Source organism: Nocardia sp. X0981 (genome assembly GCF_977089955.1).
Map to the genome: position 1 here is coordinate 5,994,061 of NZ_OZ372435.1, position 12,318 is coordinate 6,006,378.

Genomic DNA, 12,318 nt, shown 5'->3' on the forward strand with positions numbered 1-12,318 from the left:
TCCTGCCTTATCCCCTGGACCGGCGGCGCAAGCCCCCACCGATCTAGAACAACCCGACGGTGAACCCCTCGTCTCGTACGCCCCGGTAACGCGCACCGCCGAACCGCCGGAGCCCCGCGTCGAGCCGCGGTAGCAGTTCTCCCGCCTGACCGAACGGTACTCGGTATCCGTTGCGCATCCGATGGAACTCCCACAAATGCTCCATCTCCGGGTGCCGCTGCCGGACCCCGGCGTCCGCGGGGAACAGATCGAGACGCACCATCGTCTCGGCGGGTGTGAGCTTCGGCCGCCGGTTCACGGTCCGTGAGATCGATACGGCCGCGAGCTCCGGCCAGGCCAGCGCCCATGAGGTGCCCGCGGGATCCACCCAGCGCAGGCCCGCCTGTTCGATGATCAGACGACGGTCCCGCGTGAGGGTTTTCCAGGAAAGTGCCCCGATGAGCGCGAGTACCGTCAGCAGTCCGCCGAACAGCCCCGCCGCGATCTCGAACACGGCACCGCCCGGTACCCGGCCGGTGAGGGTCGCGGCCACGGCACCGATACCGGCCCCGCCCGCGACCAGCATCGCGGCGAGCGTTTTCGGGCGGGCACCCCGAGCAGGATCGATCACGACCGGGGCATCATCGGCTTGCGAATACACGGAAACAGCGTAGGCAGATACGGCTCCGCCCCGGATATCCGCCGGTTCCCGTCCCACCGGGTTCCCGCGCCGACGGCACGACAGAGCCCCTCCGGCACACACTGCCGGAGGGGCTCTGAGCGTCGTATCAGCTCGCGCCGACCTCGAACCGGGCGAAGCGGGTGACGGTCACGCCCGCCTCGTCCAGCAGCGCCTTGACGGTCTTCTTCGAATCGGTCACCGACGGCTGCTCGAGCAGCACGACATCCTTGAAGAAACCGTTGAGACGCCCCTCGGTGATCTTCGGCAGCGCGGCCTCCGGCTTGCCCTCCTCGCGCGCGGTCTGCTCGGCGATGCGGCGCTCGTTCTCGACGATATCGGCCGGGACCTCGTCACGGGTGACGTACTTGGCCTTGAGCGCGGCAACCTGCATGGCGGCGCCCCGGGCGGCCTCGGCCGCGGCATCACCGGAACCGGTGTACTCGACCAGGACACCGACGGCCGGCGGCAGATCCGAGGCGCGCTTGTGCAGGTAGGTCGCGACCGGGCCGTCGAGGGAGACGACGCGGCGCAGTTCCAGCTTCTCGCCGATCTTGGCGGCCAGCGCCTGCAGCGCCTCGTCGACGGTCTGCCCGTCGAGGGCAACGGCCTTCAGGGCGTCCACATCGGCCGGTTTGGCGGCCGCGGCGGCACCGACGATCTTCTCGGCCAGCGCCTGGAACTCGGCGTTCTTGGCCACGAAATCGGTTTCGGAGTTGATCTCGACCATCACGCCGTCCTTGGCGATGACCAGACCTTCGGCCGTGGTGCGCTCGGCCCGCTTACCGACGTCCTTGGCGCCCTTGATGCGCAGCAGCTCCACGGCCTTGTCGAAATCGCCGTCGGTTTCGGTCAGGGCGTTCTTACAGTCCATCATTCCGGAGCCGGTGAGCTCCCGGAGCCGCTTCACGTCAGCGGCGGTGTAGTTCGCCATCGGGGCGAGCCTCCTTCGAGAAAGTCAGATACCGGGCAGCGGTGGCCACGGACTCGCCGAGCCGTGACCACCGCTGCAGGAAGTTCGGTTCGGCGGCGCTCACCTTGGCAAGGGCCGGTGAGTGCCCGCCGAACGAGAGGTTACGACTCAGGCCTCGGCCGGGGTCTCCGCCGGAGCTTCGGCGTTCTCGGCGGCCGGCGCGGCCTGCGCCAGCAGCTCCTGCTCCCACTCGGGCAGCGGCTCGGCGGCAGCGGCCTCGGGCTTGTCGTCACCGGCGGAGCGGCCGGCCCGGGCCTGAACGCCCTCGGCCACCGCCGACGCCACGACCTTGGTGAGCAGCGCGGCCGAACGGATCGCGTCGTCGTTACCCGGGATCGGGTAGTCGACGAGATCGGGGTCGCAGTTGGTATCCAGGATCGCGATGACCGGGATGTTCAGCTTGCGGGCCTCACCGACGGCGATGTGCTCCTTGTTGGTGTCGACGACCCAGATGGCCGAGGGCACCTTCTGCATATCCCGGATACCGCCGAGGGTGCGGTCCAGTTTGTTCATCTCACGCGTGAGCATGAGGATTTCCTTCTTGGTGCGCCCCTCGAAACCACCGGTCTGCTCCATGGCCTCGAGTTCCTTGAGGCGCTGCAGACGCTTGTGCACGGTGGAGAAGTTGGTGAGCATGCCACCCAGCCAGCGCTGGTTCACATAGGGCATACCGACCCGGGTGGCCTCGGCCGCGATGGACTCCTGGGCCTGCTTCTTGGTGCCGACGAACAGGACGGTGCCGCCGTGGGCGACGGTCTCCTTGACGAACTCGTAGGCCTTATCGATGTAGGTCAGCGTCTGCTGCAGATCGATGATGTAGATGCCGTTGCGGTCGGTGAAGATGAACCGCTTCATCTTCGGGTTCCAGCGACGAGTCTGGTGCCCGAAATGCGCGCCGCTGTCGAGCAGCTGCTTCATGGTTACGACAGCCATGGCTCCCGTATCTCTCTTTCGTTGCCGGTTGTCGCAGCGGGCCGGCGGCCTGCTGCCCTGGCACCACTGACCCCTCGGACCCGATCCGCGGATCGGGACCAGCCGAGAGTCCCCTGTTCCGGAATGCGCCGACGGCCCACGGCTCCGGAGGAGCACGCGACGGGCGGCGCCGTGATGAACAAGCACGGTGGTGCGCGAAGTCGGCCGGCGCGAACACCGACCGCTCGGCCAGTTTACGGCGTGCGCTGCGGTAATCGGAAATCGGGCGGCCCACGGGTGCCGACGTCCCGGGCGCACGACACTCGAATGAAATATGAGTTGTTCACAGTGCCGAGGTTGTCCACAGGTGCCCGGATTGCGGGTTCCGGCCGGCTCCCGCTCCGGGCACGCTGAGCATATGACCTGTGACGATGCTCTCCACCGGCCCCACCCGGCCGGTACGACGCCCGCGGAGCTGCCACCCGCGCCGCGCAGCTGGCCCCATATCGCGGTCCGCGATCGCCCACCCGGCGGGCCCCGGCTGCCCACCGTCCGGCGGACGCCGCAATGGCCGCGCCGCACCGGCGGGCCCGCCGCCGGATGCCGCGGGCGTGCGGTCGGCGCGGAGCGCGCCGACCGCGACGAGGTTCCCCGGCGCCGGAGCACGGACCTCTACCGGGCCCGGATGCATACCGCCGCGGGCCGTGGCACCGGACAACCGGGCGGTACCGGCTCCCACCGCCGGGAGTCCCGCATCGAGTCGGCGATGGCGCCGCCGGGCCCCGGCGCGGACCATCCGGCCGGACCGAGCGATATCGAGCGGCGGGCCCGGCGCTACGACCGCAGAATGGCCCGCGGTACCCGCCGCGCCCGGATCCCGTCCTCGGCTGCTGAAGCGCTGCCCGCATACCCGGACCGGTGGTCACAACGCATCGCTCCCGTACGGACCACCCGTTTCCCGGCCATACCGCCGAACTCGCCACCGCTTCCCGGCGCCGTGCCCACCCGGCCCGGCCCCGAGCGCCGGTACCGGCGCTCACCCGAGCGGAATCCCATTCGCCGAACGGAGACCGAGGAACATCGGGCCCGCCCCGCCGCGGCTTCTCGACATCTCCGCCGGGCCCGCGTCCCACGACGGGCGGATATGCTGATCAGCGCCGCACTGACCACGGTATTCATCGCTTTTCCCCTCGGGCCGGGCACAACCGCCGCGGCGTACACCGGCGGCCCCGCCGTGCTCGCCCGGACCGAGGCCGCGCCACCGGACCCCGGTCCGGGAGCCCGAGTCGGCTCACCGGTTCCCACGCACCCGTCACGCACGCACGAGGCGGCGAACCGATCCCCGCGAGGAACGCAGCCGGCTTCTCCGGCCGTGGCGATCCCGGCGGCAGGCACGGCGAAGACCGCTGCCGACATTGCCGGTACCCCCGAAGGGATGATGAGCGACGGCGCGGAAACGCCGAGCGGCGATACAGCCGTCGGCGCCCCGGAAACCACAGTTACCGGCATAACCGTCAGCGGCCCGGAAATCGCGGTGTCCCCACCCCTTTCGCCGACCACGGCCGGCGAGACGGCCGCACGAAGGCTGCCGGCGGCCGGTTGCGGCACCGGATCGGGTTCGGGTTCCGCGAGCGGCTCGGCAAGCCTTTCGGCCTGCCGGCTGATCCCGCTCCTGGGGGATCTGGTGCGCGCGCTCATCCGGTTCACCCCGCGACCGGCCACGCCCTGTATGTGCCACGACCGTGAACCGTGACAGGTATTCGTCCGAGCCGGGCGTACGGAGGGGGTACGTCCGGCCCGGAACGGCTCGCCTGCTGTCGGTGCTGATACCGGCGCTGGTGGGCTCGGCCACCTCCTCCGGGACCGCCGCGGCGGTCCCGGAGGAGGGGTTCGGCTGGCCGTTGCTGCCGCGTCCGGCACTCATCCGGCCGTTCGACCCGCCCGAGCGGGAATGGCTACCGGGGCACCGCGGAGTCGATCTCGCCGGAACACCCGGACAAGCCGTCCACGCGGCGGGACCGGGAATCGTGGTCTTCGCCGGAACAGTGGCGGGTAAACCGGTCGTTTCCGTCCTTCACGAAGGAGGCCTGCGCACCACCTACGAACCGGTCGAGGCCGAGGTCCCGGTGGGAGGACGAGTGGCCCGCGGCACCCGGATAGGGATCCTCCGCGGTGGCCACGAAGGATGCGCGCCGACCTGCCTGCACTGGGGTCTGCGGCGGGAGAGCGCTCGATACGGGCGGTACGAATACCTCGATCCGCTCCGGCTCCTGCGGCCGGCGCCGATCCGGCTCGAACCGGTGGAACCCGGCGACCGGCAATCCGGGTGAACAGCGGTACACCGGCCGAACACCCGCTCTCGGCGCCGCGACCGCTGCGTGGCCCGCGCAGAGCAGGGGTCGAACGTTGTGGCTTCGATGTGGAGTGCGGCCGCACGATCCGGGTGGCCTGCGCTCGCGTAGTGGGCGGAACCCGGACCGGCCGCGCTGTCCTCGACGGCCCCGGGCGGTGCGTGGCCGTGCCCGGAACATACGTGGTACAGCCGCACGGTGTGGCCCCGAACGCCGGTGCGTTCACCCGCGGAAGGCCAGAGCGAACCCGGCGTCGATGAGCGCGGCGAGCGCCACCGCTACCGTCACCCAGGAGATGGCCCGCCCCGCCGATCCGCTCCTGGCCCGGCGCAGCGCCAGATTGCGCCGGTATCCCACCGCGGCAACGGTGAGCAGCACCAGACAGGAGCCACCGGGGGCCAAGGCGGCCGGATCCCACCCCGCTTCCAGGACGGCGCGCAACATCAGCAGAGCCACCGCGACGGAACCCAGGCAGGTACGCCGCCACGACAGAGCCGTTCGCTCCGCCGCCAGGCGCATCTCGGTGGTATCGGTCATCGTCGCTCTCAGTGCAGCAGAACGGCCGCGCACGCGAGGATCGCCACGAAAGCGGTTCCGGCGGACAACAGCGGCACGAGAACCGTGCCCGGCAACGGCCGGCCCGCATGCATCGCCGCGCGGATCCGCCGCCAGTGCAGATAGGCCCCGACGGCGACGAGCAGCGACAGCAGCAGGCAGCTGATCGCCAGCGCGGTACGGAAATTCGTTTTCCACTGCTCCAGCACGAGGGTGTGCACGGCCACTCCTCCGGCCAGCAGGCCGAGAGCGGTGCGGATCCAGGACAGAAAGGTCCGTTCGTTGGCGAGTGTGAAGCGGTAGTCGATCGGCGGTGTGATCTCTGCCCGGTCCCCCACGGCCTCCGGCTCGGAAGTATCTCCCCGCGCCGCGGTCATCCGGCGCCCGTATGGGTCATGATCTGCACCGCTACCTCCCGGATGCCGCTGCCAGACGGATCGCCGGCCAGCGTAGAACGCCGCACCGGATCCCGTCCACATCCCCGTTCCCGCCGGTCCGGCACGCAGAGGCGTTCACGCTCTGGGGTGGGCTCGATCATGCGCCCTGCGCAGACGGTCGACGGAGACATGGGTGTAGAGCTGTGTGGTCGCCAGGCTCGCGTGACCGAGGAGTTCCTGGACCACGCGCAGGTCGGCGCCGCCTTCGAGCAGATGGGTGGCGGCCGTGTGCCGAAGCCCGTGCGGCCCCATATCGGTGGTGCCGGGGACCGCGGACACCACCGCGTGCACGACGGCCCGTGCCTGGCGTTGATCGAGCCGGCGTCCGCGCCGGCCCAGCAGCAGGGCCCGGCCGGATCCGGGAGTCGCCAGCAGCGGCCGTCCGTAGCGCAGCCACTCTCCCAGGGCATGGTCGGCGGGTGTCCCGAAGGGCGCCGCCCGCTCCCGGTTGCCTTTGCCGAGGACCCGAACCACCCGGCGTTCCCGGTCCACATCGTCGATATCCAGCCCGCACAGTTCACTCACCCGGATGCCCGTCGCGTACAGCAGTTCGACGATCAGCCGGTCACGCAGCGCCGTGGGGTCCCGCTGCGCCGCTCCCGATTCCGCGGCCGCCATCACCCGGCCGGCCTGCTCCTGCCCCAGTACGGGGGGCAAACTGCGATGCGCTTTGGGCGCGGCGAGCCGTAATCCCGGATCGGTGCCGAGCCGTCCCGTGCGGGTGAGCCACGCCGTGAAGGAACGTGCCGCGGAGGCTCGCCGCGCGATACTGGTACGGGCCGCGCCCCGCTCGGTATGCATCGCCAGCCAGGAGCGCAGCGTCGTCAAGTCCAATTCGCGGATCGAGGCGTCGGCCGCGGGCCCGACCAGATATGCCAGTAGCGACCGGGTATCGCCCAGATACGCGCGCACCGTATGCGCGGACCGGTTCCGGCCGAGCCGCAGATACCTCCCGTACTCGGCCAGCAATGCTTCCAGATCCTCCGGCAACTCCTCCACCGCCCCACCGTCACCCGCCGGTCCCGGCAACGCAAGTCCCCGCGCCGCACCGGTTTCCAGCCGCCGCCCGCGCCACGGTACTCGCGGACCCGCCGAGGTCACCGCTGGACCGCCGCCGCGCCCCGGCGATCACCTGCGGCGCGGATGCCCCGGCCGGTACCATCCCGCCCGCCCGTTCTCGGCCAGACCGGCCAGTTCGAGTGCGGCCAAGGCGGCCCGCACCTCCTCCGCCGCGAGCCCGGTGACCGCGGTGAGGTCGTGCGGCCCCCGCCCGCCGGCCGCGGGTAGAGCCGCGTGCACACGCGCCGCTTCCGCGCCGAGCCGTTCGGCATCCGGAGGGCCGGTGGCGCCGGTGCCGGGCAGGTGCAGCGGTGCCGCTTCCGTGACCACATCGTCGGCCCCGGTGACGAGTACGGCTTCCCCGTCCCGGATCATCCGGTGACAACCCGCCGACGCCGCCGAATCCACCGACCCCGGAACGGCCAGCGCCGGACGCCCGATCCGGCGCGCCCATTTCACCGTATTCCGGGCACCGCTGCGTAGGCCTGCCTCGACCACCAGCACACCGTCCGCCAGCGCGGCCACGAGGCGGTTCCGAGCCAGGAAATGGTGCTTCCGTGCCGGGGTTGCGGGCGGGTACTCGCTGATCACCAAGCCGGTTTCGGCGATACGCGCGATGAGGCGGTCGTGCTGGGCCGGGTACGGGCGATCGGCACCGCAGGCCAGCACCGCGATGGTGGCACCGCCCACCGCGAGCGCCGCGCGGTGGGCCACCCCGTCGATACCGAAGGCCGCACCGGAGACGATGGTCCAGCCGTGCGCGGCCAGCTCGCCGGTTATCGCCGCGGCCACCCGATCGCCGTAGCCGCTACTGCACCGGGCACCGACCACTGCCAGCGACCGCTCGGTGAGCTCGACCAGGTTCCGGTTCCCGCGTACCCAGAAGACCAGCGGTACGGCGCCGTCGGGATCGCGCCCGGGGGTGAGCCGGGACAGGCTCAGCATCCGCCACGCCGGCCATTCCGCGTGCTCCGGAGTGACCAGCCGACCACCCAGGGCCCTGATGATCTCCAGGTCCCGGGCGGCGAGATCCAGTTCCCGGCGCTGTGCTGTCGCCGCGCGCAAAACCTCCGGCAGCGCCCGTTCCCGCACCGCCCGGGCGGCCTCCAGGACCCCTACCGAGTCGATCAGCGCCGTGAGGGCCGGACACGGTCCCAGCACCACCCGTGACAGATAGGCCCAGGCCAGTTCCCGCTGTTCGGTTGCGGCGGCTTCCGGCGCCGCCGGCGGACCGATCCCGGCGGAGCTCATTGCGCGCCCCGCTGCCGGAAGGTGAGGGCCTGCATCACATCCTGCGCAGTCGGGACGTCGCCGCCGCGCAGATCGCAGATCGTCCACGCGACCCGGAGGGCACGGTCGGCACCCCGCGCCGATATCCGGCCCAACCGCAATGCCGCCTCCACGGGGGCCGTCGTCTCCACCGGCAGCGGAAACCGGCGCCGCAGCATATGACCGGGCACCTCGGCATTGGTGCGCCATCCGTATTCGTGCCAGCGGGCGGCGGCGGCCGCCCGCGCGGCGGTGACCCGGCCGCGCACCGTGGCGCTGTCCTCCGCCTCCTCGGCCGCCAGACCGGCATCCGACATCGGATGCATCTGTAGCCAGATATCGATGCGGTCCATCAGCGGCCCGGATAGTTTGCCCAGGTAGCGGCGCCGGGCCAGGGGTGCGCAGATACAGTCCACATCACGAGCGGGGGCGCAGGGGCAGGGGTTCGCGGCGAGGATCAGCTGGAAGCGGGCCGGGAAACGAGCGACGCCGTCCCGGCGTGCGATACGCACTTCGCCCTCCTCCAACGGTGTCCGCATGGCTTCGAGAACCTTCGCCCCGATTTCGGGGCATTCGTCCAGGAACAGCACGCCGCGGTGCGCCCGGCTGACCGCCCCGGGCCCGGCCGACCCCGATCCACCACCGACCATGGCGCTCACCGAGGTCGAATGATGCGGGGCGACGAACGGCGGCGTGGTGATGAGCGGCTGGTCGCCGGAGAGGGTACCGGCCACCGAATGGATGGCGGTGACCTCCAGCGCCTCGTCGTCCGAGAGGGGCGGTAACACTCCGGGAAGCCGTTGCGCGAGCATGGTCTTCCCGATGCCGGGCGGGCCCGTGAGCAGGAGGTGGTGCCCGCCCGCGGCGGCGACCTCCAGCGCCCACCGGGCGTCGTGCTGCCCGGCGACGTCCCGTAGGTCTCCGGTCGGGGCCGCCGGCCGCGGGCGGGCTCCGGATGCTCCGGCGAGTTCGCATTCGCCCCGCAACCAGTCCAGGGCCGCGCGCAGCGTCGGCGCGCCGAGCACCTCGATACCGGTGACCAGCCCCGCCTCCGGTAGGGCCGCTTCGGGAACGAGCACGGTTTTCCGGCCGGCTCTCCGGGCCGCGAGTACGGCGGGCAGGATCCCCCGCACCCGCCGCAACCGGCCGTCCAGCGCCAGCTCGCCCAGCAGCACGGTTCCGGAAAGGCGCGCCGAGGGCACGATATCGGCCGCGTCCAGGACCGCGACGGCCAGTGCGAGGTCGTAGACCGAACCGACCTTCGGCAGCGTGGCCGGAGAAAGCGCCAGGATCACCCGGCCGTCCGGCCATTTCTCGCCCGTATTGGCGACCGCGGCCCGCACCCGGTCCCGGGATTCCTGCAGCGCGGTATCCGGCAGTCCGACCAGATGCACCGAGGGCAGCCCCTGCCCGATATCGGCTTCGATCTCCACGATCTGCCCGTCGATTCCGCGCACCGCGATCGAGCAGGCCCGGCCCAGCGGCATCAGAACACCGCCTCGAGGTGGTCGATCACCGGCTCACCGCTACGCGGCAGCAGTACCGAGACCACATCGAACCGGATGCGCTGCCAGGGCCGTTCCTGTTCGGTGAGCCAGAGCAGGGCCAGGCGGCGGATACGCTGCCGCTTACGGAAGGTGACGGCCTCGGCGGGTATTCCGTAACCGAGCCCCGATCGGGTTTTCACCTCGACGAACGCGGTCACGTCCGCGTCCCGCACCACCAGATCCAGTTCGCCGTACCGGCAGCGCCAGTTGCGGCAGACGATATGCATTCCGGCGGCCTGCAGATATCGCGCCGCCAGTTCCTCCCCTTGTGCGCCGAGCGCCGTGTTGTGTGCCACCCGCCCAGCATCTGCCGTGGTTCAGTGATGGTTCGGGGACCGACCTGCGCCGATACCAGACCTGTGGACAACCCCGCCCTGTGGACAACCCATGCCGGCGGGCCCTCGGGCCACTTCTCCCGAGGCCGTCACACCGCTGCGGCGGGATATCCGATATCCGGGCCGGCGGCTATCGGGGTTCGCATGCACCGGTGGCGAGAAGTGCCCGCGGGCCGTCACGGACGAAGCGGTCTCCCCCGGCAACCGCTCACTCGGGCAGGCGCAGGTCCGGTTTCTCCAGCTCCTCGATATTGACGTCCTTGAAGGTGATCACCCGGACGTGTTTGACGAAGCGCGCCGGCCGGTACATATCCCAGACCCAGGCATCGCTCATCCGCACCTCGAAGTACACTTCGCCGTCCGCGTTCTGCGGCCGCAGTTCCACGGAGTTCGCCAGATAGAAGCGGCGCTCGGTTTCCACCACGTACGAGAACTGACCGACGATGTCCTTGTACTCCCGGTACAGCGAGAGCTCCATCTCGGTTTCGTATTTCTCGAGGTCCTCGGCACTCATCGGGTGGAATGTCCTCCTTCTCGCCGCCTGCGTCTGTTCACATCATCGCTCATCCGGCGGTGGCATGTCACCGTGGGCTCGACCGGGCGCTGCCGGCCCACCGGCGAGCGGAACTCCCGGTCCGGCGTACCGGACGGTCCGATCGGCGCCGGTCAGGCCGCCCCACCGGCGCCCGTGCCCACCTCCACCGCGGTTTCGGCGCTCGAGGACACCGGGACGAGGCAGTCACGCACATTGCGCCACGACCGGCGGTGTTCCGGACACGGCCCGAGCCGGCGCAGCGCCTCGGTGTGCCGCGCCGTGTTGTAGCCCTTGTGTTCGGCGAACCCGTACCCGGGCAGTCGCCGGTCGAGCTCCACCATCATCCGATCCCTGGTGACCTTGGCCAGCACACTCGCCGCGGCGATACAGGCCGCGGTGGCATCCCCGCCGATCACCGGCAGTGACGGTACCGGCAGTCCGGGCACCCGGAAACCATCGGTGAGTACGTAGCCGGGCGTGCGGCCCAGCCCGGCCACGGCCCGGCGCATACCCTGGATGTTGGCCACATGGATGCCGATGGTGTCGATCTCCGCCGCGGGGATCACCACCACCGACCACGCGACCGCCAGCCGGGTGATCACCGGGTAGAGCGCCTCACGGGTGGCCTCGGTGAGTTTCTTGGAATCGTCGAGTCCGGCCAGCGCGTCGTGGGTCCTGGGCCCGAGCACACAGGCCGCTACCACCAGCGGGCCCGCGCTGGGACCCCGTCCGGCCTCGTCCACTCCGGCGACCGGCCCCAGCCCGCCGCGGTGCAGGGCCGCCTCCAGCGTTCGCATACCGCCGGCGCGGCGCATCACCACCCGAGGCGGCCAGGCGCGGTCCTGTGCCACTGTGCGCACACTCGTACCCAACTCGTACCGTCCCGGCTCAATTCTCCTGCGGATTCACGCCGTCGAGCGGACCGATGCGCCCCGGCGGCCAGATCTTGAACACGGCCTTACCACGGACATTGTCCACCGGCACCGTGCCCTGGAACTCGTCACCGACATGGGCCCGGGAATCCGCCGACTCGTTACGATTGTCACCCATCACCCACAGGTTCCCCTCGGGCACGGTGATCGGCCCGAATACCCGGCCGACCGGGTAGGAGGCGTTCTGCTGGCCGGGGAGCCACGGATAATCGTCCTCGACGTACGGCTCGTTCAGCGGTTCCCCGTCGACCATGACCCGGCCCTGTTCGTCGCAGCATTCCACGGTCTGGCCGCCGACCGCGATCACCCGTTTCACCAGATCGTTCTCGTCCGGCGGCACCAGGCCGAAGAACGAGAAGAAGTTCTGTATCCCCCGGACGGCCGGATTGTCCGATCGGATGGACCGGTAGTGCCCGTTCCACGACGGCGGGCCGACGAAGACCACCACGTCGCCGGGTTGCGGATCGCTCCAGTAGTAGCTGAGCTTCTGCACGTAGATCCGATCGCCGGTACAACCGGCGCAGCCGTGCAGAGTGGGTTCCATCGATTGCGAGGGGATCACATACGGCCGGCCGACGAAGGTCACCATCAGGGCGGCGATAACCGCCGCGATCACCAGCAGGATGGGCAGTTCCTGCCAGAACGGCCGCTGCTTCTTCGCTTTGACGGGCCGTCGCGCCCGACGCCTACGCGGCTGCGCGTCCGCGGATTCCGACCCCGACACCGACCAACTCTCGTCTGCCACGCGAACAGCG

The 12,318-nt window shown here is 70.6% G+C and carries 14 protein-coding genes; 2 read left to right on the forward strand and 12 right to left on the reverse strand.

Going from position 1 to position 12,318, the window contains the following annotated elements; all coding sequences use genetic code 11:
- Positions 1-43: 43 nt before the first annotated feature.
- The 3 genes from ACYR7D_RS26575 to rpsB form a co-directional block, all read right to left on the reverse strand.
- Positions 44-640, reverse strand: coding sequence for a hypothetical protein (locus ACYR7D_RS26575; RefSeq protein ID WP_459547244.1), 597 nt, complete (start codon positions 638-640; stop codon positions 44-46).
- A gap of 127 nt (positions 641-767) precedes the next feature.
- Positions 768-1,592, reverse strand: a complete 825-nt coding sequence (gene tsf, locus ACYR7D_RS26580; protein WP_459547245.1) for a translation elongation factor Ts — start codon at positions 1,590-1,592, stop codon at positions 768-770.
- 147 nt (positions 1,593-1,739) lie between these two features.
- Complete coding sequence (gene rpsB, locus ACYR7D_RS26585; RefSeq protein WP_459547246.1) at positions 1,740-2,564, reverse strand: 30S ribosomal protein S2; 825 nt, start codon at positions 2,562-2,564, stop codon at positions 1,740-1,742.
- Positions 2,565-2,961: 397 nt separating this feature from the next.
- On the opposite strand from rpsB, the gene ACYR7D_RS26590 reads away from it, so the two are divergent.
- Together ACYR7D_RS26590 and ACYR7D_RS26595 are read left to right on the forward strand one after the other, a co-directional pair.
- Positions 2,962-4,296, forward strand: a complete 1,335-nt coding sequence (locus ACYR7D_RS26590) for a hypothetical protein (protein WP_459547247.1) — start codon at positions 2,962-2,964, stop codon at positions 4,294-4,296.
- A gap of 70 nt (positions 4,297-4,366) precedes the next feature.
- A complete protein-coding gene (locus ACYR7D_RS26595) occupies positions 4,367-4,873 on the forward strand; it encodes a M23 family metallopeptidase (protein WP_459550303.1) in 507 nt (168 codons plus the stop codon).
- A gap of 243 nt (positions 4,874-5,116) precedes the next feature.
- Here the strand turns inward: ACYR7D_RS26595 and ACYR7D_RS26600 are convergent, their stop codons facing one another.
- From ACYR7D_RS26600 to lepB, 9 genes are all read right to left on the reverse strand, one after another.
- On the reverse strand, positions 5,117-5,431 hold the full coding sequence (locus tag ACYR7D_RS26600; RefSeq protein ID WP_459547248.1) for a DUF202 domain-containing protein: 315 nt from the start codon (positions 5,429-5,431) through the stop codon (positions 5,117-5,119).
- Between the two features lie 8 nt (positions 5,432-5,439).
- Complete coding sequence (locus ACYR7D_RS26605; RefSeq protein ID WP_459547249.1) at positions 5,440-5,826, reverse strand: YidH family protein; 387 nt, start codon at positions 5,824-5,826, stop codon at positions 5,440-5,442.
- 135 nt (positions 5,827-5,961) lie between these two features.
- Positions 5,962-6,885 (reverse strand): tyrosine-type recombinase/integrase, encoded by a 924-nt coding sequence (locus ACYR7D_RS26610; RefSeq protein WP_459547250.1) that lies wholly within the window; start codon positions 6,883-6,885, stop codon positions 5,962-5,964.
- Positions 6,886-7,014: 129 nt separating this feature from the next.
- Positions 7,015-8,196, reverse strand: a complete 1,182-nt coding sequence (gene dprA, locus ACYR7D_RS26615) for a DNA-processing protein DprA (RefSeq protein WP_459547251.1) — start codon at positions 8,194-8,196, stop codon at positions 7,015-7,017.
- On the reverse strand, positions 8,193-9,701 hold the full coding sequence (locus tag ACYR7D_RS26620) for a YifB family Mg chelatase-like AAA ATPase (RefSeq protein ID WP_459547252.1): 1,509 nt from the start codon (positions 9,699-9,701) through the stop codon (positions 8,193-8,195). Before ACYR7D_RS26620 ends, dprA begins: the two co-directional genes overlap by 4 nt.
- Positions 9,701-10,057 (reverse strand): YraN family protein, encoded by a 357-nt coding sequence (locus tag ACYR7D_RS26625; RefSeq protein ID WP_459547253.1) that lies wholly within the window; start codon positions 10,055-10,057, stop codon positions 9,701-9,703. Before ACYR7D_RS26625 ends, ACYR7D_RS26620 begins: the two co-directional genes overlap by 1 nt.
- A gap of 247 nt (positions 10,058-10,304) precedes the next feature.
- Positions 10,305-10,610 carry a DUF2469 domain-containing protein gene (locus ACYR7D_RS26630; protein WP_011210678.1) on the reverse strand — a complete coding sequence of 102 codons (306 nt, stop codon included), beginning with the start codon at positions 10,608-10,610 and terminating at the stop codon, positions 10,305-10,307.
- A gap of 152 nt (positions 10,611-10,762) precedes the next feature.
- The gene (locus tag ACYR7D_RS26635) at positions 10,763-11,482 is read right to left on the reverse strand and encodes a ribonuclease HII (RefSeq protein ID WP_459547254.1); all 720 of its coding nucleotides are present in this window, start codon (positions 11,480-11,482) and stop codon (positions 10,763-10,765) included.
- A gap of 37 nt (positions 11,483-11,519) precedes the next feature.
- Positions 11,520-12,308 (reverse strand): signal peptidase I, encoded by a 789-nt coding sequence (gene lepB / locus ACYR7D_RS26640; RefSeq protein WP_459547255.1) that lies wholly within the window; start codon positions 12,306-12,308, stop codon positions 11,520-11,522.
- Positions 12,309-12,318: the final 10 nt, after the last annotated feature.